This window comes from Microbacterium aurugineum (assembly GCF_023101205.1).
Classification (GTDB): Bacteria; Actinomycetota; Actinomycetes; order Actinomycetales; family Microbacteriaceae; genus Microbacterium; species Microbacterium aurugineum.
The window spans coordinates 2,003,162-2,027,781 of record NZ_CP078078.1; the positions used below are offsets into that span (position 1 = coordinate 2,003,162).

The 24,620-nt window shown below is 67.7% G+C and carries 25 protein-coding genes; 3 read left to right on the plus strand and 22 right to left on the minus strand.

Going from position 1 to position 24,620, the window contains the following annotated elements; genetic code table 11:
* Nucleotides 1–12 precede the first annotated feature (12 nt).
* A complete protein-coding gene (locus KV397_RS09740) occupies nucleotides 13–507 on the minus strand; it encodes an OsmC family protein (RefSeq protein WP_131492136.1) in 495 nt (164 codons plus the stop codon).
* Nucleotides 508–574: 67 nt separating this feature from the next.
* Between KV397_RS09740 and KV397_RS09745 the strand changes: the two genes are divergently transcribed.
* A complete protein-coding gene (locus KV397_RS09745; protein WP_261811177.1) occupies nucleotides 575–1,570 on the plus strand; it encodes an asparaginase in 996 nt (331 codons plus the stop codon).
* 44 nt (nucleotides 1,571–1,614) lie between these two features.
* Here KV397_RS09745 and KV397_RS09750 read toward each other — a convergent pair whose 3' ends face one another.
* The 17 genes from KV397_RS09750 to prmC form a co-directional block, all read right to left on the minus strand.
* On the minus strand, nucleotides 1,615–4,377 hold the full coding sequence (locus KV397_RS09750) for an FtsK/SpoIIIE domain-containing protein (RefSeq protein ID WP_261811178.1): 2,763 nt from the start codon (nucleotides 4,375–4,377) through the stop codon (nucleotides 1,615–1,617).
* A gap of 58 nt (nucleotides 4,378–4,435) precedes the next feature.
* Nucleotides 4,436–5,233, minus strand: coding sequence for a PP2C family protein-serine/threonine phosphatase (locus tag KV397_RS09755; protein WP_153243923.1), 798 nt, complete (start codon nucleotides 5,231–5,233; stop codon nucleotides 4,436–4,438).
* An 81-nt stretch (nucleotides 5,234–5,314) separates the two neighbouring features.
* On the minus strand, nucleotides 5,315–6,298 hold the full coding sequence (locus tag KV397_RS09760; RefSeq protein WP_261811179.1) for an aldo/keto reductase: 984 nt from the start codon (nucleotides 6,296–6,298) through the stop codon (nucleotides 5,315–5,317).
* Between the two features lie 88 nt (nucleotides 6,299–6,386).
* Nucleotides 6,387–7,202 (minus strand): large exoprotein, encoded by an 816-nt coding sequence (locus KV397_RS09765; protein ID WP_261811180.1) that lies wholly within the window; start codon nucleotides 7,200–7,202, stop codon nucleotides 6,387–6,389.
* Nucleotides 7,203–7,319: 117 nt separating this feature from the next.
* Nucleotides 7,320–8,066 carry a YaaA family protein gene (locus KV397_RS09770; RefSeq protein ID WP_261811181.1) on the minus strand — a complete coding sequence of 249 codons (747 nt, stop codon included), beginning with the start codon at nucleotides 8,064–8,066 and terminating at the stop codon, nucleotides 7,320–7,322.
* A 76-nt stretch (nucleotides 8,067–8,142) separates the two neighbouring features.
* The gene (locus KV397_RS09775) at nucleotides 8,143–8,403 is read right to left on the minus strand and encodes a F0F1 ATP synthase subunit epsilon (RefSeq protein WP_046748245.1); all 261 of its coding nucleotides are present in this window, start codon (nucleotides 8,401–8,403) and stop codon (nucleotides 8,143–8,145) included.
* A gap of 2 nt (nucleotides 8,404–8,405) precedes the next feature.
* Nucleotides 8,406–9,860, minus strand: a complete 1,455-nt coding sequence (atpD, locus tag KV397_RS09780) for a F0F1 ATP synthase subunit beta (protein WP_261811182.1) — start codon at nucleotides 9,858–9,860, stop codon at nucleotides 8,406–8,408.
* A 21-nt stretch (nucleotides 9,861–9,881) separates the two neighbouring features.
* A complete protein-coding gene (locus KV397_RS09785; protein WP_047520473.1) occupies nucleotides 9,882–10,778 on the minus strand; it encodes a F0F1 ATP synthase subunit gamma in 897 nt (298 codons plus the stop codon).
* A 19-nt stretch (nucleotides 10,779–10,797) separates the two neighbouring features.
* Nucleotides 10,798–12,438 (minus strand): F0F1 ATP synthase subunit alpha, encoded by a 1,641-nt coding sequence (atpA, locus tag KV397_RS09790; RefSeq protein ID WP_047520471.1) that lies wholly within the window; start codon nucleotides 12,436–12,438, stop codon nucleotides 10,798–10,800.
* A 47-nt stretch (nucleotides 12,439–12,485) separates the two neighbouring features.
* Nucleotides 12,486–13,277, minus strand: a complete 792-nt coding sequence (locus tag KV397_RS09795) for a F0F1 ATP synthase subunit delta (RefSeq protein ID WP_131492143.1) — start codon at nucleotides 13,275–13,277, stop codon at nucleotides 12,486–12,488.
* Nucleotides 13,277–13,831, minus strand: a complete 555-nt coding sequence (locus KV397_RS09800) for a F0F1 ATP synthase subunit B (RefSeq protein WP_047520467.1) — start codon at nucleotides 13,829–13,831, stop codon at nucleotides 13,277–13,279. Before KV397_RS09800 ends, KV397_RS09795 begins: the two co-directional genes overlap by 1 nt.
* 27 nt (nucleotides 13,832–13,858) lie before the next feature.
* Complete coding sequence (gene atpE / locus KV397_RS09805; protein WP_017830994.1) at nucleotides 13,859–14,095, minus strand: ATP synthase F0 subunit C; 237 nt, start codon at nucleotides 14,093–14,095, stop codon at nucleotides 13,859–13,861.
* Between the two features lie 43 nt (nucleotides 14,096–14,138).
* Nucleotides 14,139–14,831: a F0F1 ATP synthase subunit A gene (atpB, locus tag KV397_RS09810; protein WP_227991600.1), complete on the minus strand. Its 693-nt coding sequence runs from the start codon at nucleotides 14,829–14,831 to the stop codon at nucleotides 14,139–14,141.
* 237 nt (nucleotides 14,832–15,068) lie between these two features.
* Entirely contained in the window at nucleotides 15,069–15,587 is a 519-nt protein-coding gene (locus KV397_RS09815) for a hypothetical protein (RefSeq protein ID WP_047520463.1), read from the minus strand.
* Nucleotides 15,587–16,756 carry an MraY family glycosyltransferase gene (locus tag KV397_RS09820; protein WP_047520461.1) on the minus strand — a complete coding sequence of 390 codons (1,170 nt, stop codon included), beginning with the start codon at nucleotides 16,754–16,756 and terminating at the stop codon, nucleotides 15,587–15,589. Before KV397_RS09820 ends, KV397_RS09815 begins: the two co-directional genes overlap by 1 nt.
* The gene (locus KV397_RS09825; RefSeq protein ID WP_047520460.1) at nucleotides 16,753–17,481 is read right to left on the minus strand and encodes an L-threonylcarbamoyladenylate synthase; all 729 of its coding nucleotides are present in this window, start codon (nucleotides 17,479–17,481) and stop codon (nucleotides 16,753–16,755) included. The genes KV397_RS09820 and KV397_RS09825 overlap by 4 nt, the downstream gene beginning before the upstream one ends.
* Nucleotides 17,482–17,533: 52 nt before the next feature.
* The gene (gene prmC, locus KV397_RS09830; protein WP_153243922.1) at nucleotides 17,534–18,394 is read right to left on the minus strand and encodes a peptide chain release factor N(5)-glutamine methyltransferase; all 861 of its coding nucleotides are present in this window, start codon (nucleotides 18,392–18,394) and stop codon (nucleotides 17,534–17,536) included.
* A 99-nt stretch (nucleotides 18,395–18,493) separates the two neighbouring features.
* Here prmC and cysK point away from each other — a divergent pair, with 99 nt between their 5' ends.
* Nucleotides 18,494–19,432, plus strand: coding sequence for a cysteine synthase A (gene cysK, locus KV397_RS09835; RefSeq protein WP_047520456.1), 939 nt, complete (start codon nucleotides 18,494–18,496; stop codon nucleotides 19,430–19,432).
* A gap of 8 nt (nucleotides 19,433–19,440) precedes the next feature.
* Nucleotides 19,441–20,010 (plus strand): serine O-acetyltransferase EpsC, encoded by a 570-nt coding sequence (epsC, locus tag KV397_RS09840; RefSeq protein ID WP_131492147.1) that lies wholly within the window; start codon nucleotides 19,441–19,443, stop codon nucleotides 20,008–20,010.
* A gap of 22 nt (nucleotides 20,011–20,032) precedes the next feature.
* Here the strand turns inward: epsC and KV397_RS09845 are convergent, their stop codons facing one another.
* The 4 genes from KV397_RS09845 to thrB form a co-directional block, all read right to left on the minus strand.
* A complete protein-coding gene (locus KV397_RS09845) occupies nucleotides 20,033–20,440 on the minus strand; it encodes a phage holin family protein (protein ID WP_153243921.1) in 408 nt (135 codons plus the stop codon).
* A 34-nt stretch (nucleotides 20,441–20,474) separates the two neighbouring features.
* Nucleotides 20,475–21,554, minus strand: coding sequence for a peptide chain release factor 1 (prfA, locus tag KV397_RS09850; protein WP_131492149.1), 1,080 nt, complete (start codon nucleotides 21,552–21,554; stop codon nucleotides 20,475–20,477).
* 11 nt (nucleotides 21,555–21,565) lie between these two features.
* Nucleotides 21,566–23,512: a transcription termination factor Rho gene (gene rho, locus KV397_RS09855; RefSeq protein ID WP_131492150.1), complete on the minus strand. Its 1,947-nt coding sequence runs from the start codon at nucleotides 23,510–23,512 to the stop codon at nucleotides 21,566–21,568.
* A 143-nt stretch (nucleotides 23,513–23,655) separates the two neighbouring features.
* Nucleotides 23,656–24,618 (minus strand): homoserine kinase, encoded by a 963-nt coding sequence (thrB, locus tag KV397_RS09860; protein WP_372492640.1) that lies wholly within the window; start codon nucleotides 24,616–24,618, stop codon nucleotides 23,656–23,658.
* Nucleotides 24,619–24,620 lie beyond the last annotated feature (2 nt).

The window sequence follows — 24,620 nt, forward strand, 5'->3', positions numbered from 1 at the left end:
TCCACCGCATCTCTACGCGAGCGCGCTGATCTTCGCCTCGTGGCGCACGGGGAAGTTCATCGAGTTGGCGATGAAGCACCATTGGTTCGCCAACTCGTGCGCCCGCTCTGCGGCTTCGATCATCGACGCCTCCGCGACCACGACATCGGGGCGGAGCATCACCTCCACGAAGGCCCCTCCCCCTTTTCCGTCCTCGCGCATCATCCCGCTGGCGTCGTCGCTGTAGGAGACGACGACCACACCCAGCGTCACGCAGGCATGCAGGTATGACAGCAGGTGGCACTCGGAGAGAGATGCCAGCAGCAGATCCTCCGGATTCCACCGTGCAGGGTCCCCGCGGAACGGTTTGTCGGCGGATGCGAGGAGCTCCGGCTTTCCGCTGACTTCGATGGTCACGTCACGGCGGTAGTCGCGGTAGCCGGATGTGCCTGTTCCGAGATTGCCGGTCCACGTCGCGGTGAGTGCGTAGTGGTGTTCGCCGAGGGCGCGGGAAGTCGACTGTGCCATGTCGCCAGTCTGCCAGCCCCGTGCGACGTCGGCGGAGCGACCAGGCCTCCGGCGATAGAGTTGACGGGTGCTGGAGACTCTCACCATTCAGGATTCCGTGGAACTCGCCGTCGTCGAGCGGAGCGGTTTCGTCGAATCGCGTCACGTCGGAGCCGCGGTCGTGCTGTCCTCCGACGGTGATGTCATCGCCCGCCACGGCAACGTCGACGCCCTGATCCTCCCTCGTTCGAGTCTCAAGCCCCTGCAGGCCGTCGCCTGCATCACCGCCGGTGCCGTCTTGGAGGGCGAGCAGCTCGCCATCTCCACCGCGAGCCACGTCGGCACCGATCGGCACGCCTCCGTGGTGCGCGACATGCTCACCGAAGGCGGGCTGACGGAAGACCACCTCGGTTGCCCGGCGTCGTGGCCGACCGACTCCGCCAGCCGCGACGAACTCGTCCGCGAGCACGGCGAGCCCTCGCGGGTACGGATGCCCTGTTCGGGAAAGCACGCCGCGATGCTGCGCGCCTGCGTGGCGACCGGCTGGCCGACGGACGGTTACCTCGACCCCGCTCATCCTCTCCAGGCGCACATCCGCGACGTCGTCGAGCGCCTGACGGGCGAGAAAGTGGCACACACGGCGATCGATGGCTGCGGCGCCCCCGTGCACGCGATCACGCTCACGGGCCTGGCGCGCTCGATCCATCGCATCGGCACGGCATCCGACCGTTCGCCGTTCGCCCTCCATCGGGTGGCGGGTTCGCTGGTCCGCGCAGTGCGGGAGAACCCCTGGGCGATCGAGGGCCCTGGTCGGCCCGACACCATCGCGATCGAGAAGCTCGGAGTGTTCGCCAAGTTCGGAGCCGAAGGCATCATGGTGATGGTCGCCCCGAACGGCACGACCGTGGCGCTGAAGGTCCTGGACGGAGCGACCCGCGCAGCGACGATCGTGGCCGCCACGCTGCTCGCCCGCTCAGGCGGCCTGGGTGACACCGACGTCGCGACGCTGGCGGAGGCTCTGCCCCTGGGCGTGTCCGGCGGTGGCTCGATCGTCGGGACCATCCGCCCGAGCGCCGCCATCTGAGGCGCGAGCGGTCGGCTCACGGGCTCTCGAAGATCCGCTGGTCCTCACGGCGTCAGCTCCGCGAGGATCACTCGGCGCGGCGACTCCGCTCCCCGAACGGACCAGGCCCGTCCTGCATGCGACCGTGCAAAGGGCGGGAGTTCGCGGACCCCCGCGAGCTGCCGCAGGTCCGCCGGCTGCTCCGCTCGGATCACGACCTCTCCTTCGGCGCGGATGCGCTGCCACGACGACCAGTTTCGTTGCCAGGTCTCGGCATCGGCGACCAGGATGCGGTGACCGTCCGGCAGGGTCGGCTCTGCACCGACGAGAACCACTTCGAAGCCGGCGTGCGCATCGCGTAACCGCGACGCTGTCGCCCTCGCGCCGGCGCTGACGATCGCGGTGACGGCACACGACGGCGACCACGTCGTCATCGCGGGCGGCTCGATCGGGTCGATCGGCTCGCCGACGCCGTCGTGGTCGTCATCGACCCAGGCGAGCTGGACCTCCCGGTCACCGATCCACGCGCGCCCGGGGCTGCGGTCGCGGAGGAACGCGGATGCCTCACCTCCGGCCGCGAGGTGCTCGACCCGAGTCGCCATGCGCAGGAGCGCGCGGCGCGGAAGTGCATCGAGCACGCGTCCCACCGCTCCCGTCGATCGGCCGGCGGTCACGGCGAACGTCGTCCCCGCGCCGGAGCGCAGCAGGTGTTCCCAGCGTTGGGCGAACTGCTGGCCGTAGTCCGGCGGGAAGCCCGCGACGAGCGCGTCGAGGTCGTCGCAGAGCACGAGAGGGGGGACCCGCTCCTCGCCCGAGCTCCATGCGTCGACGAGATCCCATGCGCCCTCGAGGTCCCGCGGCACCCAGACGGTGTCCGTGCCGGAGCGCTGCGCCGCGAGAACTCGCAGGGCCGTTGTGCGTCCCGATCCCGACGCCCCGAGGAACACCAGTCCCCGCTCCTGCCCGCAGTGCAACGTCTCCAGCGGTTGCATCTGCTGTGTCGGTTCGTCTGCCCGGCCGAGGATCACCACGTCACCCGACGCGCGGTCAGGCGCCGTGAGCAGATCGCCGAGCGGAAGCCGCGAGGGAAGCGCGGGAAGCCACGGGCTGCGTGGTGGCGCGGTCTCCGCCCAGCGCAATCCGATGCCGCGCAACTCGGTGGCTCCGGTGAGCGCGACCCGCACGGCGATCGGTTCCGAGTCTGAGGGTCGCCGCACGAGCCCGACCCCGCGGGAAGCAGCACCGCCGGGAAGCTCGGCCGCAGCATCGGTGCCGATCATCGCCCTGCTGTCGGCCGCGTCCCCCACCCGCAGACTGATACGAAGCGGACAATTGGCGGCGAGTGCGTCTCGCACCACACCGGTCGCGCGCTGCGTACCGAGGATGAGATGCATGCCCAAAGCGCGTCCTCGGGCCGCCACGTCGATGAACACCGCCCCGAGATCGGGGTGCTCGGCCAACAGCGCCGCGAACTCGTCCACGACGATGACCAACCGCGGAATCCCGACCTCACGCACATCCCGGGCCCCTGCGGCCGCCAAGAGCGCCTCACGCCGACGGAGCTCCGCAGTGAGGCTCGAGACGCCACGCCGTGCGCCTTCCTCATCGAGGTCCGTGATCACCGCCGCGACCTGTCGCAGCGCCCTCAGCGGCTCGAAGGCCGTGCCACCCTTGAAGTCAGCCAGGAGGAAGGTCACCCTGTCGGGGCCGTGGTGCGCAGCGATCGCGGTGACCCAGCTGACGAGCAACTCGCTCTTGCCCGTCCCCGTCGTGCCGGTGACGATGGCATGCGGACCGTCCTCGACGATGTCGAGCATGACATCGCCGTACGCGCTCCGTCCGATCGCCGCGGGCAGACCTTCGCCGGCGTGCGGCTGTTCCAGCTCGTGCAAGGAGACCACGTCCGGGAGCACGTCGGCGCCGTCGCTCCGCGCTGCGTGTTCTTCGGCGACCTGACCCACTTGGGCGAGCGACAGGCACTCGACCGCAAGCGTCGACGTCCCGTTCGGCGTACGGAGGTTCGCTCGTCCCGGCTCGATGACGTCGATCACGGTGGTGATCCCCTCGGGTACCTCTGTGTCGGCGGGGACGAGCCAGATCAGTGCATCCGCCTCCACGCGACCGGAGTCAGGCGTCCCGACGCCGAGGCGAAAGCTGCTTCGACGCGAACGTCGCGCATGCGGCAGCGCGGCGAGGCCGCAATCGTCGAGGGCGGTGCCCACCAACGACAGCTGTGCAGCACCGAAACGCAGACCGAGCTGCACCACCAACGCCCGCGCGACGGCGAAGATCACCGGTCGCGCCCCGCGTATGCAGACGCCCCCACCCAGTCGGACCACGATCGGCGCGTCTTCGAGGACGCCGGAACGTTGACGGAACTCGCGGCCACGGCTGTCGTCTCCCCCGCTACAACGGACCCCGCTCGCGACGCTGCCGGTGCCCACGACGAGGGAGGTCTCCGCATCGGGCGGCTGTGCCCCGCGGAGGGGCGGCTGCGTGAGGCAGACGGAAGCGTCGGGCAGACGGAGCCACAGCGCTTCACGCTCAGCCCGATGGCGGCGGATCAGGTCTGCGTCGACCGCGGCCCAGTTCCGCTCCGCATCAGCCTCACCCTGCCGACGTTCGCGGCGTCGGTTTCGGGCCGCATCGAGGAACGAAGCCGCCATCATCAACGGGCCCAATGCCGCGAAGCAGAGCGCGAACAGCGAACCGGTGATCAGCCACAGCGCCACACCCCCGACCACCGGGACGACGGCCGCCAGAAACGGCAGCCCAGCGCGGCGAGAGGCTGCGGGGGCCGCCGGGAGAACGATCGGAAGAGATTCCATGCCACCCAGTGGACCGCACGGACGTCAGAGGAACGGCGCTCTCCACAGCGCTGAGCGACTATTCCGAGGTGTCTTCGGGTGGGGAGGAGGAGTCGCTGTCGTCCTCGATCTGGACGATGATGAGCGTCACGTTGTCACGCCCACCGTTCTCCAAGGCGGCCGCGAGCATGGCATCGACGCCTGCCGCTGGATCGCTGTTGGCCCGGAGGAAGTGCTGGATCCCGTAGTCGGTGAGCTCCTTCGTGAGCCCGTCGGAGCAGATCACGAACCGATCCCCCGCGCGCACGTCTAGGGTGACGTAGTCCGGTGCAGTGAGTTCGCTCGCCCCCACCGCCCGCGTGATCACGTTGCTGTACGGATGCCCTTCCGCCTCCTCGGGGCTGAGCTTGCCTGCCGCGATCAGCTCCTGGACCACGGAGTGATCCGTCGTCACCTGTACGAGCCGGTCATCGCGGAGCAGATACACCCGCGAGTCCCCGATGTTCAACGCCACCCAGTGCGCATCTTCGCCGTCACCGACCAGGAAGACACCCGTGAGCGTGGTGCCGGTGCCTTCGTCGGTCGTCTCCGGGTGGTCGGCGATGTCAGCCACGGCCAACTCGAGTGCTTTCTCGATCGCCGGCCCGTTGACCTCACCGGCAGCGACCACGGCTTGGAGCCGCGCGACGGTGCTGCTGCTCGCGATCTCGCCGCCGGCATGGCCCCCCATGCCGTCCGCGACGATGAAGAGCGGGTACTCGGCGAGGAACGCGTCCTGATTGATCTCGCGGCGGCGACCGAGGTCGGTGGCCCCTGCCCAGGACAGCAGCAGAGGGCGCTGCGCAACCGTGACGCGATGCGTCTTCGTCTCAGCCACGTACTGCCTCCGATGGGCCTGCGACGGATCGGGCGACCGCAGGATACTCACACATCGTAGTAGAACTCCCCCGCACTGCGATCACACTCGTGCGCCCGGGTCTGCGGGCAGCGGGAACAGACGGTCGATGATCGCGAGATCGGCGGCGTCCGGACGCCAGGCATCACCCGCTGCCGCGTTGGCTTCGACCTGCTCCGCCGATGTCGCTCCGGCGATGACGCTGGAGACCGCCGGGTGCGCGAGGAGCCACCCGAAAGCCGCCTGCAGCATCGTGATGCCGCGGTCGTCGCAGAAGCGCCGGAAGTCCTCGAGCGCCTCCCACGGAGCGTCCTCCCAGACATGCCTTCGTGCGGACATGATCCTGCTCGACGCAGGCCCACCATCACGCGTGAACTTCCCGGTGAGGAGACCGTTGTGCAGCGGGAAGTAGGGGAAGAAGCCCAGCTCGTACCGCTCGGCGGCGGGGAGGACTTCGCGCTCGGCGGCACGCGCCAGCAACGAATAGTGGTTCTGCGCGGAGATGAACCGTCCGGACGAACGCGCACGGGTCGTGAACTCCGCCTCGGCGATCTCCCATCCGCGGAAGTTCGAGTGCCCGAAGTAGCGGATCTTCCCCTCGCGCACGAGTTCATCGAGCGCGTCGGTGGTTTCCGCGATCGGCGTCTCCGGGTCAGGCAGGTGCAGTTGGTAGAGATCGATCCAGTCGGTGCGCAGGCGACGCAGGGACTCCTCGACGGCGCGGCGGATGTATCGACGGGAGCCGCGGGCGGCGGGGAACGCATACCCCATGTCCCGCTCGTGGCCGAACTTGGTCGCGAGCACGACGCGATCGCGCCGCCCTTCGAGCGCTTCGCCCATCAGCGTCTCGCTCGCGCCGGCCACCGCACCGTACATGTCGGCCGTGTCGAAGAACGTGATGCCGTTCGCGAGCGCCGCGTCGATCACCTCTCGCGTTCCGGCAAGGGTCTCGGTGGCCGTCCCCGCGCGCCCGAAGTTGTTGCAGCCGAGGCCGGTCGCGGAGACGAGAAGACCGGATGCGCCGACTCGGCGCTGCGTCAAGACCATGTCTCCACGTTAGCGTCCGCTCGGGCCCGGAGACGATCGCACACAGCACAGAGCCCCCGACCGAAGTCGGGGGCTCTGTGTCAGACGGTCACGCCGGAGGCTGCGTGGGATCGTTCGGCGATGCGGGCGGAGCCGCAGGAGGCGCCGGCGGAGCTGCGGGCGGTGCCGGCGGCCCGGCAGGAGGTGCCGGCGGGGCTGCCGGCGGGGCCGCGGGAGGTGCCGGAGGCGTCGTCGGAGGAACCGGGGGAACCGGGGCTCCGGTCGCGGGCGCCGCAGGGCCTGCCGGCGGTGCGTACCCGGGCTGGGCCGGCGGTGCGTACCCGGGCTGGGCCGGCGGCGCATAGCCCGGCTGCGCGGGCGGAGCGTATCCCTGCGGCGCACCGTAGCCAGGCTGCGGGGCTGCAGCGGCCGGCTGTACGGGCACGCCGTTCCAGACCGTCCGGTCGCCGAGGAAGCCGTTCGAAGCCCACGATGCCGGCTGGATGTTCGGGTTCCAGCGAGACTTGTCGAACGCGTTGATACCGAGCCACACGATGCTCAGGAACACGTAGAGGACGACCCAGACGGCGTCCTTCTGAAGCTTGAGGCCGATGCGCCAGGCCGCGATCGCGGAGAAGACTCCGAGAGCGAGCGAGAACGCGTAGCCGATGCCGATCCAGCTGAGCAGCGCGGCACCAGCGATTCCGTAGAGGACGAGCCACGGGCTCAGGTCACCGAGCTTGAAGAAGATCATCGCGTTGTAGACGGGCACCCACGCACGCCACTTGCCCTCGACACCTGCTTTGTCGAAGATCTTCATCAAGAAGAGAGAGCCCAGCACGTACCCGGCAAGACCGATGATGACGCTGAAGATGACGATGCCGAAAACTACGGCGAGGTATCCCGAGTCGTAATAGGAGTCCATGATCCCCTCCGGATCTGAATGTACGGACGCGATTGACGCCGCGACACCACACTAGCGGTGCGCGCGATCCCCGGGCAACGAGGTCTGCGGAAGCGCGTCAGCGCCCGAAAGCGCCCGCTACTCCGCGACGACGAGTTCGATGGTGCCCCGATGATCGGTGTCGCGGAGCGTGATCCCCCGCGACTGCGCCCACGTGCGGAAGCCACGAAGAGAGGAGCTTCGGGGCCGATCCTCGGCGAGGGCGCGGACGAGCAGCCCCTTCGACTTCTTGTTGAAGTGGTTCAATGCCCTGCCGTGCTCGGTCACGACCCGCACGTACGCCGACGGCACGCTGTCCGGAACCGGCCCCAGAGCGACATACGCCTCGCTGCGCAGATCGAGCACGAACGACGGAGCGGCATCCACGAACGCCGCAGAGGTCGCATCGGCCCAATGGCGCCGCAGCGCGGGAAGTCCGGGGAGCGACGTTCCCGCCGCGAGACGATAGGTCGGTATCGGATCGAGGGCGCCGACCGGACCGAACGGTGCGCTGTGGATCCAGACATGGTCGCCCAACCACCGGCGGGACGCCGTCGAGAGAGACGGGGCGTCGAGCGCGTCGAACAGGACGCCCGTGTACCGGTCGACGGCGGGCATCGTCGGTGCCGTCCGCAGTCGCCGGTTGTGGGCGACATCACCGGCCTGACGCTCACTCAGCTTCAGCACACGCCGCGACTCCTGCTCGTCGGCTGCGAGATCGACGAGCGCATCCAGCACGGCGGCGCGGTGCGGGGCCAGACCGGGCAGGGCCAACGAGGGCAGGTCGAGCGGGACGTCGACGCCCCCCTCTCGCTTCGTCTCGGACGGAGGGAGCAGGATCTTCATGAAACCTCGGTGGATGCAGACGCGTCCGCCTCGGGACCCGAGCGGGTACCGAGGCGGACGCGTCGAAAGGAGAAAGCTAGGCGATGAGAGCCGCGTTGCCGGCCACGATCGTCAGGGTGTCGCCCTCCATCGAGAGGAAGCCGTCCTGCGCGTTGGCCAGCACCTTGGTGCCATCCGACTGCGTGATGCGAACCTGCCCCTCGGCGAGGATGGCCAGCACCGGCTCGTGGCCGCTCATGAAGCCGATCTCACCCTCGACGGTCTTGGCGACCACGAGGCTCGCCTCTCCCGTCCAGACCTCCGCATCCGCGGAGACGAGGCTGACATGCAGCGCCATGGTCAGCCGTTCTCCTTCTGGATCTTCGCCCACTGCTCTTCGACGTCGGAGATACCACCGACGTTGAAGAAGGCCTGCTCGGCGACGTGGTCGAAGTCACCGCGGGTGATCGCATCGAACGACTCGATGGTCTCCTTGAGCGGGACGGTCGAACCCTCGACACCCGTGAACTTCTTGGCCATGTAGGTGTTCTGCGAGAGGAACTGCTGGATACGACGTGCGCGCGACACGACGATCTTGTCTTCCTCGGAGAGCTCGTCGACACCGAGGATCGCGATGATCTCCTGCAGCTCCTTGTTCTTCTGGAGGATCTGCTTGACGGTCGTCGCGACGCGGTAGTGGTCCTCGCCCAAGTAACGGGGGTCCATGATGCGCGACGTCGAGGTCAGCGGGTCGATGGCGGGGTACAGACCCTTCGAGGCGATCTCACGAGACAGCTCGGTCGTGGCGTCGAGGTGGGCGAAGGTGGTCGCCGGAGCCGGGTCGGTGTAGTCATCGGCCGGCACGTAGATCGCCTGCAGCGAGGTGATCGAGTGACCACGCGTCGAGGTGATGCGCTCCTGGAGCACACCCATCTCATCGGCGAGGTTCGGCTGGTAACCCACGGCCGAGGGCATGCGGCCCAGCAGCGTCGAGACCTCGGAACCGGCCTGCGTGAAGCGGAAGATGTTGTCGATGAAGAGCAGCACGTCCTGCTTCTGCACGTCACGGAAGTACTCCGCCATCGTCAGAGCCGACAGCGCGACGCGCAGACGCGTCCCCGGCGGCTCGTCCATCTGGCCGAAGACGAGGGCGGTCTTGTCGAAGACGCCCGCCTCCTCCATCTCGTGGATCAGGTCGTTACCCTCACGGGTACGCTCACCGACACCTGCGAACACCGACACACCACCGTGGTCCTGCGCGACGCGCTGGATCATCTCCTGGATGAGCACGGTCTTGCCGACACCGGCACCACCGAACAGGCCGATCTTTCCACCGAGCACATACGGCGTGAGGAGGTCGATCGACTTGATGCCGGTCTCGAACATCTGAGTCTTGGACTCGAGCTGGTCGAAGTTCGGAGCCTTGCGGTGGATGGGCCAGCGCTCGGTGACCTCGAAGGTCTCGCCGGGCTCGAGGTTCAGCACCTCGCCGATGACGTTGAAGACCTTGCCCTTCGTCACGTCACCGACGGGAACCGAGATGGCCTCACCGGTGTCGCGAACCTCCTGACCGCGGACGATACCGTCGGTCGGGTTCAGGGCGATGGCGCGGACGAGGTCGTCGCCGAGGTGCTGAGCGACCTCGAGCGTGATCTCGGTGGACTCTTCGCCCAACTCGATCGTCGTCTTCAGGGCGTTGTAGATGTCGGGGATCGAGTCGTGCGGGAACTCGATGTCGACAACCGGACCGTTGACGCGTGCGACGCGCCCGACGACCGCGGTCGCCGGCTGGTCAGCCGGAGCGGTGAGGGTCATTTTCGTCTCTTTCCTGATGGTCTATTTGCTCGAGAGGGCGTCGGCGCCGCCGACGATCTCCGCGATCTGCTGCGTGATCTCCGCCTGGCGCGCATTGTTGCGCAGACGGGTGTAGTCGGTGATGAGCTTGTCGGCGTTGTCGCTGGCCGACTTCATCGCCTTCTGCGTCGCTGCCTGCTTCGCGGCGGACGACTGGAGAAGTGCGTTGAAGACGCGGCTCTGGATGTACACCGGCAGGATGGCGTCGAGGACGGTCTCGGCATCCGGCTCGAACTCGTACAGCGGGTAAACGGTGTTGCCCGCCTCCGACTCATCGGCTTCCGTGATCTCCAGCGGGAGCAGACGCACGGACTCCGGCGACTGCGTCATCATGCTGACGAAACGGTTGTACACGAGGTGGATCTCGTCGACGCCGCCGTCCTGTCCCCCGCGGGCGAAGGCTTCGAGCAGCGAGGCGGAGATCTCCTCGGCGGTGTGGAACGACGGGGTGTCGGTGTCACCGGTCCACTCCGCAGCGGCCGCGAGTCGACGGAACTGGAAGTATCCGACCGCCTTGCGTCCGATGAGGTAGAAGACCGGCTCCTTGCCCTGCTCGCGCAGGAGCTCCGCGACCTCGAGACCCTCACGGAGGATCTGCGAGTTGAAGGCTCCGGCGAGACCGCGGTCCGAGGAGAAGATCACGACCGCGGAGCGGGTGATGTTCTCGGACTCGCGGGTCAGCGGGTGATCCACGTTCGAGTGCGTCGCGACGGCCGATACGGCCCTCGTCACGGCTCGCGCGAAGGGGGTGGACGCCTTGACGCGTGCCATCGCCTTCTGGATGCGCGAAGCCGCGATGAGTTCCATCGCCTTCGTGATCTTCTTGGTCGTCTGAGCAGAAGAGATCTTCTGCTTGTAGACCCTGAGTTGAGCGCCCATATGTCAGTACCTCACGCGGTTACGCGCGACGACCCTTGACGATCTTCTCCTGGTTGACGTCCTCAGCCTCAGCCGCAGCGTACTCCTCGTGACCGGGGGCGCCGATGGCGTGACCCTTGCCACCCTGGAATTCCAGGACGAAGGCATCCGTCTGCTTCTCGAGCTCGGCGACCGTGGCGTCATCGAGGACGTTCGTGTCGCGCAGAGTGTCGAGGACCTTGGTGTTGCGACGCAGGTAATCCAGGAGTTCGCGTTCGAAGCGCAGGACGTCTTCGACCTCGATCGTGTCGAGCTTGCCGTTGGTACCGGCCCAGATCGAGACGACCTGCTCTTCGACGGGGTACGGCGAGTACTGCGGCTGCTTGAGCAGCTCGGTCAGACGCGCACCGCGAGAGAGCTGACGACGCGAAGCCGCGTCGAGGTCGGACGCGAACATCGCGAACGCCTCGAGGGAGCGGTACTGCGCGAGCTCCAGCTTCAACGTTCCCGAAACCTTCTTGATCGACTTGACCTGCGCGTCACCACCGACTCGCGAGACCGAGATACCCACGTCGACCGCCGGACGCTGGTTGGCGTTGAAGAGGTCGGACTGGAGGAAGATCTGGCCGTCCGTGATGGAGATCACGTTGGTGGGGATGTACGCGGAGACGTCGTTCGCCTTGGTCTCGATGATCGGGAGACCCGTCATGGAACCGGCACCGAGCTCGTCGGAGAGCTTCGCGCAACGCTCGAGCAGACGGGAGTGCAGGTAGAACACGTCACCGGGGTAAGCCTCGCGGCCCGGCGGGCGGCGGAGGAGGAGGGAGACGGCACGGTAGGCCTCGGCCTGCTTGGACAGGTCATCGAAGATGATCAGCACGTGCTTGCCGCCGTACATCCAGTGCTGGCCGATGGCCGAACCGGTGTAGGGCGCGAGGTACTTGAAGCCTGCGGGGTCGGAAGCCGGAGCGGCCACGATCGTGGTGTACTCCAGCGCGCCGGCCTCTTCGAGCGCGCCCTTCACCGAAGCGATGGTCGAGCCCTTCTGACCGATGGCGACGTAGATGCAGCGAACCTGCTTGCTGACGTCGCCCGACTCCCAGTTGGCCTTCTGGTTGATGATCGTGTCGATCGCGATCGCCGTCTTGCCGGTCTGGCGGTCGCCGATGATGAGCTGACGCTGACCACGACCGACGGGGATCATCGCGTCGATGGCCTTGATGCCGGTCTGCATCGGCTCGTGCACCGACTTGCGCTGCATGACGCCCGGGGCCTGGAGCTCGAGAGCGCGGACGCCCTCGGTCTCGATGGCGCCGAGGCCGTCGATCGGGTTGCCGAGCGGGTCGACCACACGACCCAGGTAGCCGTCGCCGACCGGAACCGAGAGGACCTCGCCGGTGCGGGTGACTTCCTGTCCGGCTTCGACACCGGTGAACTCGCCGAGGACGACGACACCGATCTCGTGCTCGTTGAGGCTCTGCGCGAGACCCTTGGTGCCGTCCGCGAAGATGACGAGCTCGTTCGCCATGACGCCGGGCAGTCCCTCGACGTGCGCGATGCCGTCTGCGGCGTCGATGACGGTGCCGACCTCGGTCGCCCCGGCCCCGGAGGGCTCGTATGCGGCGGCGAAGTCCTTCAGCGCGTCACGGATGACGTCGGGGCTGATCGATAGTTCTGCCATTGTCTTCCCTTTGTATCTGGGTGCGCGGTTCCCCGCGCGAAGTCGTGTTAGCCCGCGAGCTTCTGGCGAAGGTCGGCGAGTCGTGCGGAGATGCTGCCGTCGATGACGTCATCGGCGATCTGCACACGCAGACCTCCGACGACGGCAGGGTCGATGACGACGTTGAGCGAGACCTGACCGTCATAGCGACGCGAGAGCGAGTCGCTGAGACGGGTGCGCTGCGCATCGCTGAGAGGTGCCGCGGTGTGCACCGTGGCGACCACGCGACCGCGCTGGCTCGAGACGATGCTCATCGCCCGGTTCAGCAGTCGCCGGATCCGGCGTCCGCGCGGCTCGCGCACGAACGAGGTGATGATCAGCGTCGAGGCGGCGCTCGTGGAGCCCTCGGCCAGGAGACGCTCGATGAGCGCACTCTTGGCATCTTCTCCTCCGACGCGGCTGCCCAGAGCGAGCTCGAGCTCGGGGTTGGCGGCGATCACCCGGGAGAAGCCGAACAGCTCCCCCTCGATGTCGACGCCCGGCTCCGCGATCGCTGCCGCGCGGATCGCGAGCTCCTCGATACCGTCGACGAGCTCACCCGCGTTCGACCAGCGCTCAGCGACGACGGTCTTCAGAACGTCCTGAGCGCCTGCGGAGAACCCGCCGAACACCGCGGTGACGACGTTCTGTCGTGCCACGGCGGGAGCGGAAGGGTCAGCAAGCGCGCCGCTCAGCTGGGACGACTCGCTCACGGCACGCGCGGCAGCCAGCAGCTCCCGTGCGGTGTCGAGAGAGAGGTCCTTCGCTGCGGCAAGCGTCTTGATGGATGCCGCGAGTGCCTGAGTGGTCGCGCTGCCCATTACTGAGCCGCCTTCTCGGATGACTCGAGCTCGGCGAGGAAGCGGTCGACGACGGCCGTCGCACGTGCGTCGTCGGAGAGCGTCTCACCGACCACGCCACCGGCGAGGTCGATGGCGAGCGTTCCGACCTCGCTGCGGAGCGAGACGAGAGCGGTCTGCCGCTCGGCCTCGATCTGCGTGTGCGCGGTGGCGGTGATGCGAGCGGCCTCGGAAGCCGCAGCTTCCTTCGCCTCGGCGACGATCTTCTTGCCGTCCTCACGGGCGGCCTCACGGATCTCGCCGGCCTCGGTGCGCGCCTCAGCGAGCTGACGCGTGTACTCCTCGAGCGCAGCTTCAGCCTGCTTCTGAGCCTCGTCGGCCTTCGCGATGTTTCCCTCGATCGCGGCGGACCGCTTGTCGAGCATCGCCGTCAGACGCGGAAGCGCGAACTTCCAGACGACGAAGAGGATGACGATGAACCAGAGGCCCGACCAGATGATGTCGTACCACGCAGGGATGAGAGGGTTGTTCGGCTCACCCTCTGCTGCGAGGTTCGTGACAAGAGCGTTCAGCATCCTGTCTCCTTCAGAAGTCGGTGAGGATTACGGGAAGGGGATGAATGCGACGGCGATGCCGACGAACGCAAGCGCCTCGGTGAAGGCGATACCGATCCACATGAGGACCTGGAGACGACCGGCCAGCTCGGGCTGACGGGCGACACCCTCGATGGTCTTGCCGACGACGATGCCGACGCCGATGGCCGGGCCGATGGCTGCGAGGCCGTAGCCGACCGCTCCGAGGTGACCGTTGATTTCAGCGAGAACCGTAGTAGCGTCCACGGGTTTTTCCTTTCGTTGGGTGGGAAGGCGTATGCCTGCCCGCTCAGTGCTCTTCTGCGACCGCGAGCTGGATGTAGACCGCGGTGAGGACGGTGAAGACGTATGCCTGGAGGACGGCGACCAGAATCTCGAAGAGAGTGAAGGCGCCGCCGAAGGCGAGGGTTCCGACACCGAGCGCGGCCCAGCCGCCGCCTGCGGTGAAGAAGAAGAACTGGGTCGCGGAGAACGCGAGGACCAGGATCATGTGCCCCACGACGAGGTTCATGAGAAGACGCAGCGTCAGCGTGACGGGGCGGAGGATGAACGTCGAGATGAGTTCGATGACCGCGACGATCGGCATGGCGGCGACCGGCACACCCTGCGGGAACAGGGAGTTCTTGAAGAACTTGAAGCCATGGCGCTTGATGCCGGCGTAGATGAAGGTCACATAGCTGACCACCGCGAGCGTGAGCGGAACCGCGATGATCGCGGTGCCCGGCATGTTCAGGAACGGGATGATTCCCGTGATGTTCATGAACAGCACCATGAAGAAGATCGTGGTGAGGATCGGCAGGAACCGATCGCCGTCCTTGCGCCCGAGCATGTCGTGGGCGACGTTGGTGCGGACGAAGCCGAGGCCCATCTCCACCAGGCTCTGGAAGCGTCCGGGGACGACCTTCATGCGGCGGGTTCCGAGCCAGAGGATCAGCACCACGGCGATCACCGCGAGCAACTGGACCAGGTGGATCCGGTTCACGGGGACGGGGCCGACGTGGAAGAGGATCTCCGGGAAGAAATCGTCGATCGAAGGGCCGTGGAACTCACCGTCGGAGGCAAGTCGGGGGGTCAGGGTCGCAGCAAGATTAAACAGCGCGGGCTCCAGCTTCGGGGCACCGGTCTAAACCGGGGCGACGATGGTCGGTGTGCTACACAGCGCAAGCGCTCGCGGGCGAGCGGCGGGCACGGTTCAACAGTATCAGAATCTGAGGGGACCCTAAGACCGCGGGGCCTCGTCGACGGGCCCTTCTCCGATGTCGTTGGCCCTTCCGGGGGCACGGTCCTCCGGCACCTCCGTCGGAAGCGATATATCGCTTACGTTCGGCAACCGCATGCGGGTGAGGACGATGACGTCGATCGCGAGCGACATCAGCACGCCGGCGACGATCGAGAGGAAGAAGACCATCGGGTGCAGCCACGGCTGCCCCGCGAGAAGGATCATCGCCACCACGAACAGACCCAGCTTCAGCAGCCACCCCCCGAGGACGATGGCGAAGAAGAGCTGCACGTAGATCGGATCGCCGTACCAGCGGTTGGCGATGAGGATGCTGATCCCGGTGATGGCCAGGAAGAGTGCGGCGAGCAGCACGCCCAGCAGCCCACTGACCAGCCCCTCCCCCTGGGCCACGAGGTAGCCGACGCCACCGGCGATGATCGCGAGCACGGCGGTGGCCACGCCCGATGCGATGAGTGTGCGCCGGAGGATCGGCGTGCTGGAAACGGGGCTCGGGCTCATCAGGACTCCACGGGTGTCGGGTCGGTTTCGGCGGCCGCGGGGTTCTTCCTGCGGCGGGTGGGGCTCAGGGTGACGACGAGGCAGGCGGCGATGCCCACGATGCCGAAGCCGACGCCCGGGAGGTACTGTCCCGGCCAGTCCTCCCGCGCACCGACGTACATCAGGAGGACGGCGATCGAGATGACGGCCGTCCACGCGTAGAAGATGAGGACTGCGTCGCGGTCCCGGTGCCCGAGGTCGAGCATCCGGTGATGCAGGTGCTTGCGATCGGGCGAGAACGGCGAACGCCCCGCACTCATGCGACGGAGCACCGCGAGACCGAAGTCGAGCAGCGGCAGCAGGACGACGAGCAGGGGCAGCAGGATCGGCAGGAAGGCACCGACGAGCTGCGAACGTCCGAGACGCTCGGGGTCCAAGGCGGACGGGTCCATCTGCCCGGTGATGGCGATCGCCGAGGTCGCCATCAGCAGCCCGATCACCAGAGCGCCGGAGTCGCCCATGAAGAGCTTCGCCGGGCTCCAGTTCAGCGGGAGGAAGCCCAGGCAGGCACCGATCAGCACGGCGGCGAGGAAGGTCGACAGATTGAAGTAGCTGGAGGCGCCGGAGTCACGCGTGAAGATGTACGAGTAGGCGAAGAAGACACCGTTGGAGATGAGGCACACGCCCGCGACGAGACCGTCGAGCCCATCGATGAAGTTCACCGCGTTCATGACGATGACGATCGCGAACATCGTGATCGTGATGCTCAGCCAGCTCGAGACCACGATGAGATCGCCGAAGGGCAGGGACAGGATCTGCAGCCCCCCGCCGACCGTGATGAGGCCGGCGGCCAGGAACTGCGCACCGAGCTTGATCATCCAGTCGATGTCCCAGAGGTCGTCCACGACCCCGATGATCGCGATCAGCAGCGAAGCGCCGAGGATCGACCACATCGTCTGCGGCGGGATCCAGATGCTCTGGAAGAACGGGTTGATGGCGGAGAACCCGAAAGCGGCCGCGATGCCGAGGAAGATCGCCACACCGCCGAGTCGTGGCGTGGGCGTGGTGTGCACATCACGCTCACGGATGCCGGGATACAGCTTGAAGCGAAGGCTCAGTCGCCAGACCGCCCAGGTCAGCGCGAAGGTGATCGCTGCCGTGAGGATGACCGTGGCGAGATACTGCTTCACGAATCCGCGTCCTGCTGCTCCTCCGCGTGCTCGTGCCCCTCGTGCTGCTCCTCCGGCTCGAGGAGGTCACCCAGCACGTCGTGCAGCTGTTCACGCGTCACCGCACCGTCGCGGAGGATGCGCACCGTTCCGGCATCTGCATCCCCACCCCGGCGCACGAGGGAGGTGGCATCGACGATCGTGGAGGCGATGCCGTCCTTGCTCAGTCCATCGGCGAGGTACACGGCGACACTGTCACCCAGCATCTTCTCCGCATCGAGCGCCGAGATCGCCGCCGCCCGTCCGGTGAGGTTCGCGCTGGACACCGCGAGCGGTCCGGTCTCGGCCAGGAGCTCCAACGCCACGCGGCCTTCCGGCATGCGGACGGCGACGGTCCCCTGGGTCTCGCCGAGGTCCCACACCAGCGAGGGCTGTGCGGGGAGCACGATCGTGAGCCCACCGGGCCAGAACGCCTCCACCAGCCGCTCGACCGGTTCCGGCACGGACTCGGCGAGGGCGGCGAGCGTCTCCTTCGTGCCGATGAGAACGGGCGGCGGCTGATCGCGTCCCCTCCCCTTCGCATCGAGGAGCCGCTGCACGGCGGCCGGTGAGAAGGCGTCGGCAGCGACGCCGTAGACGGTATCGGTGGGCATCACGATGAGGTCGCCACGGCCGATCGCCTGGCGCGCATGGCGCATGCCGGCGAGCAGCTGCGATTCGTCGCGGCAGTCGAAGATGGTGGACATGACGGTTCGATTCTATGCGGCGCGGGTATGTCGGATGCTCGGAGGCTGCTGATCAGGGCCTGAGCGCCGTGGTGGTGCGGTCGCGCAGGGTGAGATCGCGATGCGTCGCCGTCGCCCGCCATCCGTCCGCAGCCAGGATGTCGCGGATCGACTCCCCCTGCAGCTCTCCGTGCTCGATGACCAGAAGTCCCCCGGGATGCAGCAGACGCAGCGCGCGGGAGCTGAGCGCCCGCACCACGTCGAGGCCGTCCTGTCCCCCGTAGAGCGCCAGCGCGGGATCGAAGAGCCGCACCTCGGGGTCGCGCGGGATCGCCTCATCGGGAACGTACGGCGGATTCGAGATCACGACCGTCGCCGTGCCGTCCAACTCGGGGAAGGCCTCTCTCAGATCGGAGAGCACGAGCGTCAGATTCTCGACTCCCGCGACGTTGCGCCGTGCCCACTCGTGCGCATCCTCGGAGAGCTCCGCAGCGAAGATCCGCGCATGCGGCACCTCGGTCGCCATCGCCAGCGCGATCGCGCCGCTCCCGGTCCCGAGGTCGACGCCGATCGGTGCCGACTCCGGGGAGTTCAGCAGCGCATCGATCGCGTACTGCACGACGGTCTCCGTCTCCGGACGCGGCACGAAGACACCGGGGCCGACGGCCAGTTCGAGGTGGCGGAAGGGCGCCGAGCCCGTGATGTGCTGCAACGGCTCGCGTGCGGCACGGCGGGTCACCAGAGCATCCAGCGCCGCCGCCCGCTCGTCGTCGAGGCCGTCTCCGCGGACGATGCCGGCCTGCACCTCGCCACGTCGACGGCCGAGGACATGACCTGCGAGCAGTTCGGCGTCGACCAGAGGATCCGGGACGCCGGCGTCGGTCAGGCGCTGGGCTGCGGCACGGACGTGCGCCGCCAGAGAGGTGTCGGACATGCCTTCCAGCGTAGAGTGCACGCGCCTGTCACATAGGCGCCGTCCACTCCCCTCTCCCCTAGGCTGGTCCGGCAGCGATCCCGCACAGGAAGGCTCCTCATGCCCGGCATCCACTCCGACATCACGACCGCGTTCGGCAACACGCCGCTCGTTCGTCTGAACCGCGTGACCGAAGGCCTGGGAGCCACCGTGCTCGCCAAGCTCGAATACTACAACCCCGCGTCCAGCGTGAAGGACCGCATCGGCATCGCGATGATCAACGCCGCCGAAGCCTCGGGCGAGCTGAAGCCGGGTGGCACGATCGTCGAGTCGACCAGTGGCAACACGGGCATCGCCCTCGCGATGGTCGGAGCAGCACGCGGATACCGCGTCATCCTCACGATGCCGGCCTCCATGTCGAAGGAGCGCCGGGTCCTGCTCAAGGCGTTCGGCGCCGAGATCGTGCTCACGGACCCCACCAAGGGCATGAGCGGTGCGATCGAGGAGACGAAGCGCATCGTGGCCGAGACGCCGGGCGCTATCTGGATCCGTCAGTTCGAGAACCCGGCCAACCCGCAGATCCACCGCGAGACCACGGCGCAGGAGATCCTCCGCGACACCGACGGCGCGATCGACATCTTCGTCGCCGGGGTCGGAACCGGCGGAACCGTCACCGGCACCGGCCAGGCCCTCAAGGCCGCGAAGCCCGGTGTGCAGGTCATCGCCGTCGAACCCAAGGACTCCCCCGTCCTCAGCGAAGGACACCCCGGCCCGCACAAGATCCAGGGCATCGGTCCGAACTTCGTCCCGGACGTGCTCGACCGCGACGTGATCGACGAGATCATCACCGCCGAATTCGACGAGTCCCTCCGCGTCGCCCGCGACCTCGCCGCCACGGAGGGTCTGCTCGTGGGCATGTCCTCCGGGGCCGCCGTGTCCGCGGCGCTGAAGGTGGCGGCCCGCGCCGAGAACGCGGGCAAGACGATCGTCGTGGTGATCCCGGACACCGGTGAGCGCTACCTCTCCACCGCGCTGTTCGAGGACCTGCGCGAAGACTGAGATCTCCGATGGGCATCATCGGGCGAATGCGCGAAGACATCGCGGCAGCCCGTCTCCGTGATCCGGCCGCACGCAGCGCCGTCGAGGTGGCGCTCCTGTACCCGGGACTCCACGCGATCTGGGCGCACCGCGTCTCGCACGCGCTCTGGCGACGGCGACTCCGACTGCTCGCGCGCGCCGGATCGCAGCTGTCACGCTGGATGACCGGGATAGAGATCCACCCGGGCGCGAAGATCGGGCGCCGCTTCTTCATCGACCACGGCATGGGCGTGGTCATCGGCGAGACCAGCGAGATCGGTGACGACGTGATGCTGTATCACGGCGTCACCCTCGGCGGACGCACTCGCACCGCAGGGAAACGCCATCCGACCCTCGAGGACGGCGTGGCCGTGGGCGCCGGCGCGAAGATCCTCGGCCCCGTGACGATCGGGGCCGCCTCCGTGATTGGCGCGAACGCCGTGGTCACGCGCGATGCGCCCGCCGACAGCGTGTTGGTCGGCGTTCCCGCGAAACCACGACAGCGCAGCGCCGGTGAGGACACCCGCGCGCTGCTCACCGCTCCGGACTACGCGATCTGAGCGTCGGGCGTCGCTGCACGACTCAGCGTCGTGCGCCCTTGACGGACTCGACCTTCTTGCGCAGGAAGATCAGCGGCAGCAGGACGCTGCCCAGCGCGGTGATCAACCACACGATCACCGATCCGAGAAGCCAGCCGGTGAGATCGGTGATGCGGAGTCCGCCGATGGGAAGCAGCACCACGATGATCAGCGAGATCAGGGTCGAGAAGATGCCGATGCCGCCCATGAGCACGGGCGCGTAGCGATTCGCCATCTTGCCGACCCACGGTGCCAGGACGCTCTGCAGGATCGCGAAGATCAGGATGCAGATGACGAAGCCCCACCACTTGTCCCATTCGATCTGGAACCCTTCGAGAGCGAGGTCGGCGACGATCAGGCCGAGGCCGGCCGATATCACGTACATCAGACCGCGGAACAGGAGTGTGATCACGGCCCGAGCCTAGCGCTCAGCGTGGCTTCGCGCCTCAGGATTCGGCGCCGAGTGCGGCGAGCCGCGCTTCCTCATCCGCGGTGATCGCGCTCTCGATCAGCGGGTCCAGCGCGCCGTCCATCACCTGATCGAGGTTGTAGGCCTTGAAGCCGGTGCGGTGGTCCGCGATCCGATTCTCCGGGAAGTTGTACGTGCGGATGCGCTCGGAGCGGTCCATCCCGCGGATCTGCGAACGGCGCGCGTCGGACGCCGCCGCGTCGAGCTCCTCCTGCTGCCTCGCGAGCAGTCGGGCGCGAAGCACGCGCATTCCGGCCTCGCGGTTCTGCAACTGCGACTTCTCGTTCTGCATCGACACGACGATGCCCGTGGGGACGTGGGTGATGCGCACGGCGGAATCCGTCGTGTTCACCGACTGCCCGCCGGGGCCGGACGAGCGGAAGACATCGATCTTGAGATCGTTCTGATCGATGTGGATCTCCTCCGGCTCATCCACCTCGGGAAAGACCAGCACACCCGTCGTGGAGGTATGGATGCGTCCCTGCGACTCGGTGGCCGGCACACGCTGCACGCGATGCACGCCCCCCTCGTACTTGAGATGCGCCCAGACGCCCTGCGCGGGGTCGGACGAGGAGCCCTTGATCGCGACCTGCACGTCCTTGTAGCCGCCCAGGTCGGACTCGTTGCGCTCCAGGAGCTCCGTCTTCCAGCCTTTGGAGGCGGCGTACTGGATGTACATGCGCAGCAGGTCGGCTGCGAACAGTGCGGACTCCGCACCGCCTTCACCGGCCTTGATCTCCATGATCACGTCACGCGCATCGTCCGGGTCACGCGGGATGAGCAGACGACGCAGACGTTCCTGGGACTCCTGCACCTCCTCCTCCATCGCGGGGATCTCCGCCGCGATGGACTCGTCTTCCCGGGCGAACTCGCGAGCCGTCTCCAGATCATCGGTCGCCGCGACCCATGCCTCGTAGGCGGCGACGATGCGCGACAACTCGGCATAGCGACGGTTCACACGCTTCGCGCGGGCGGCGTCGGCGTGCACCGCCGGGTCGGAGAGCTCCTCCTGAACCCGGCGGTGCTCGTCGATCAGAGTCTGGACGGACTCGAACACGGCTCGGCCGCTCAGCGGATGTTGTTGTCGTGCCCGTGCGCGCCCGAGGGGAGCGTGGGGATCGACTTCTGCATCTGCACGAGGAACTCGACGTTCGAGTTGGTCTCCTTGAGCTTGCCGAGGACGACCTCGAGGGCCTGCTGCTGGTCGAGGCCGGCGAGGGCGCGACGCAGCTTCCACGTGATCTTGACCTCGTCGGCCGACAGCAGCATCTCCTCGCGACGGGTGCTCGACGCGTTCACGTCGACCGCCGGGAAGATGCGCTTGTCCGCGAGCGCACGCGACAGGCGCAGCTCGCTGTTGCCGGTGCCCTTGAACTCCTCGAAGATGACCTCGTCCATCTTCGACCCGGTCTCGACCAGGGCGGTGGCGAGGATCGTGAGGGATCCACCGTTCTCGATGTTGCGCGCGGCTCCGAAGAAGCGCTTGGGCGGGTAGAGCGCGGAGGCGTCGACACCACCGGTGAGCACACGACCCGAGGCCGGAGCCGCCAGGTTGTAGGCACGGCCGAGGCGCGTGATGGAGTCGAGCAGCACGACGACGTCGCGACCGAGCTCGACCAGACGCTTCGCACGCTCGATCGCGAGCTCCGCCACGGTGGTGTGGTCTTCGGCGGGGCGGTCGAACGTGGAGGCGATGACCTCGCCCTTGACCGAGCGCTCCATGTCGGTGACCTCTTCGGGGCGCTCGTCGACGAGCACGACCATGAGGTGGACTTCAGGGTTGTTCTGCGCGATCGCGTTCGCGATCTGCTGCAGCACGATCGTCTTGCCAGCCTTGGGCGGAGCGACGATGAGGCCACGCTGTCCCTTGCCGACCGGGGCGACCAGGTCGATGATGCGCTGGGTCAGCTTCTCGGGAGCCGTCTCCAGACGCAGGCGCTCCTGCGGGTAGAGCGGAGTGAGCTTGCCGAACTCCACACGCGTGGCCGCGTCGTCGATCGACAGACCGTTGATGGAGTCGACCTTGACCAGCGCGTTGTACTTCTGACGGCCCTGCTGCTCGCCTTCGCGCGGCTGCTTGATCGAGCCGACGACGGCGTCACCCTTGCGCAGGTTGTACTTCTTGACCTGTCCGAGCGAAACGTAGACGTCGCTCGGTCCGGCGAGGTAGCCGGTCGTGCGGACGAACGCGTAGTTGTCGAGGACGTCGAGGATGCCGGCGATCGGGATCAGGACATCGTCCTCGCCGATCTCCGTGTCGAACTCATCGGTCGGAGCACCGTTGCGGCGCTTGTTGCGCTGGCGGTTGCGGTTGCTGCCGCCGGACTGCTCGTCATCCCCGGCCGGCTGCGCCTGCTGGTCCTGCCCGGAGCTGTTCTGCCCGCGTCCTCGGTTGCGGCTGCGGTTGCGGTTGCGACCACGCCCGCCCTGCTCCTCACCACTGTCGGAGTCGGAGCCGGAGTCGCCGTTCTGAGGCGCGTCGGCGGGAGCGGCGTCTGCTGCCGTGTCCTTCACCGGCGCGGCGGCATCGGCGTCGGGCGTCGACTTCTGCGCACCGCGGCGACCGCGTCCCGTCGACTTCGGTGCGGATTCCGCAGCGGCTTCGGCCGGGGCGGCGTCTGCAGCCGGAGCATCCGAGGAAGCGGTATCCGCGGCGGGAGCCTCGGCGTCCGCCTTCTTCGCGCGGCTCCGACGCGGTGTCTTCGCCTTCGGCGCCGCCTCGGGCGACTCGGCGGACGCCTCCGCAGATGCGGGCTCGCTCGTCGTGGCGGCAGCCGCCTTCGTCGTCTTCGCCTTCGTCGTCTTCGGCTTCGCGGGCTTCTCGGCGCTCTCGACCTTTTCCGCGTTCTCGGCCTTCTCGGCCTTCTCCGCGGTCGTGGCGGTGCTCGCACGACGCGGTGCGCGCTTGCGCGCCGGCGCCGTCTCGGTGGTCGCTGCAGCAGCTTCCGCGGCCGGTGCCGACGAATCGTTCTGGGTCTCGGAGAGGTTCTCCACGAGTACTCCCTTATATGTCATGGGGAATGAGCGTTGAACGCGCACAACGGGTGCTGCGCACGATCGCACGGGCCGGCGCTCAGCGCCAGCCAGCCTCGGCACTTGTGCCTCAAGGGTTTGCGTGCGGGTCTTGCAAGAGTTGCAATGGGGCCAGATTCACGTCGTTACGTGGAGCCCTCCGCTCGAGTCCCCACTGTACCACCACGAACGTCGACTGCGAGCAGGAGCGCCTCCCACGGGGTGTCGGTGACCTGGTCGGCCAGCTCCACCGCGTCTTGACGACTCCCCGGTCCGTCCGCGAGGACGAGAACGCTCGGCCCGGCACCGGAGACGACCGCCGCGAAGCCCGCCTTGCGCAGCGCCTGCACGAGTCGCTGGGTCTCCGGCATGGCCCCGGCCCGGTAGTCCTGATGAAGCCGATCGGCAGTCGCATCGAGGAGCAGTTCCGGGCTCTGCATGAGGGCGGCGATCAACAGCGCCGAGCGGGAGACGTTGAACACCGCATCCGCTGTGGACACATGGGGCGGCTGCAGCGATCGCGCCTGCGAGGTGGACATCGTGTAGGCCGGGACGAGGACGAGCGGCGAGACACCGCGGTGCACGAGCAGCTTCTTGTGCTGCGGGCCGTGCTCTCCCATCCAGGCGATCGTCAATCCGCCGAAGAGCGCAGGGGCGACGTTGTCGGGGTGGCCCTCGATCTCGGTGGCCAGGCGCAACAGATCGGTGTCGCCGATCTCGACGTCGCCCGCGAGGAGCCCCTTCGCCGCGAGCACCCCCGCGGCGACGGCAGCCCCGGAGGATCCGAGACCGCGGCCGTGCGGCACGCCGTTCTCGGCGACGATGCGCAGTCCGGGCACCGGTCGGCCCGCGTCCGCGAAGACATAGGCGATCGTCCGGACGATGAGGTTCGAGGCGTCGCGCGGAATCTCGGCCGCACCCGAACCGGTGACCTCGATGTCGAGTTCACCGGCCGGCAGCGCGGTGACCTGGAGCGTGTCGTAGATGCTGAGGGCCAGGCCGAGCGTGTCGAATCCCGGACCGAGGTTCGCACTGGTCGCGGGGACCCGCACCTCGACGGTGCGCCCCTCGACGGATACCCCGTCGACCGGGGGCAGTGCTGTCGCCACCG

What these genes read in the sequence shown, in the direction of transcription:
- KV397_RS09815 (WP_047520463.1), bottom strand. Translation starts at nt 15,587, where the DNA reads ATGAGCCCGAGCCCCGTTTCCAGCACGCCGATCCTCCGGCGCACACTC.
- KV397_RS09765 (WP_261811180.1), bottom strand. Translation starts at nt 7,202, where the DNA reads ATGGACTCCTATTACGACTCGGGATACCTCGCCGTAGTTTTCGGCATC.
- KV397_RS09760 (WP_261811179.1), bottom strand. Translation starts at nt 6,298, where the DNA reads ATGGTCTTGACGCAGCGCCGAGTCGGCGCATCCGGTCTTCTCGTCTCC.
- atpA (WP_047520471.1), bottom strand. Translation starts at nt 12,438, where the DNA reads ATGGCAGAACTATCGATCAGCCCCGACGTCATCCGTGACGCGCTGAAG.
- KV397_RS09740 (WP_131492136.1), bottom strand. Translation starts at nt 507, where the DNA reads ATGGCACAGTCGACTTCCCGCGCCCTCGGCGAACACCACTACGCACTC.
- KV397_RS09785 (WP_047520473.1), bottom strand. Translation starts at nt 10,778, where the DNA reads ATGGGCGCTCAACTCAGGGTCTACAAGCAGAAGATCTCTTCTGCTCAG.
- prmC (WP_153243922.1), bottom strand. Translation starts at nt 18,394, where the DNA reads ATGTCCGACACCTCTCTGGCGGCGCACGTCCGTGCCGCAGCCCAGCGC.
- cysK (WP_047520456.1), top strand. Translation starts at nt 18,494, where the DNA reads ATGCCCGGCATCCACTCCGACATCACGACCGCGTTCGGCAACACGCCG.
- atpD (WP_261811182.1), bottom strand. Translation starts at nt 9,860, where the DNA reads ATGACCCTCACCGCTCCGGCTGACCAGCCGGCGACCGCGGTCGTCGGG.
- KV397_RS09795 (WP_131492143.1), bottom strand. Translation starts at nt 13,277, where the DNA reads ATGGGCAGCGCGACCACTCAGGCACTCGCGGCATCCATCAAGACGCTT.
- KV397_RS09750 (WP_261811178.1), bottom strand. Translation starts at nt 4,377, where the DNA reads ATGGAATCTCTTCCGATCGTTCTCCCGGCGGCCCCCGCAGCCTCTCGC.
- KV397_RS09825 (WP_047520460.1), bottom strand. Translation starts at nt 17,481, where the DNA reads ATGTCCACCATCTTCGACTGCCGCGACGAATCGCAGCTGCTCGCCGGC.
- KV397_RS09775 (WP_046748245.1), bottom strand. Translation starts at nt 8,403, where the DNA reads ATGGCGCTGCATGTCAGCCTCGTCTCCGCGGATGCGGAGGTCTGGACG.
- KV397_RS09770 (WP_261811181.1), bottom strand. Translation starts at nt 8,066, where the DNA reads ATGAAGATCCTGCTCCCTCCGTCCGAGACGAAGCGAGAGGGGGGCGTC.
- epsC (WP_131492147.1), top strand. Translation starts at nt 19,441, where the DNA reads ATGGGCATCATCGGGCGAATGCGCGAAGACATCGCGGCAGCCCGTCTC.
- rho (WP_131492150.1), bottom strand. Translation starts at nt 23,512, where the DNA reads ATGACATATAAGGGAGTACTCGTGGAGAACCTCTCCGAGACCCAGAAC.
- KV397_RS09800 (WP_047520467.1), bottom strand. Translation starts at nt 13,831, where the DNA reads ATGCTGAACGCTCTTGTCACGAACCTCGCAGCAGAGGGTGAGCCGAAC.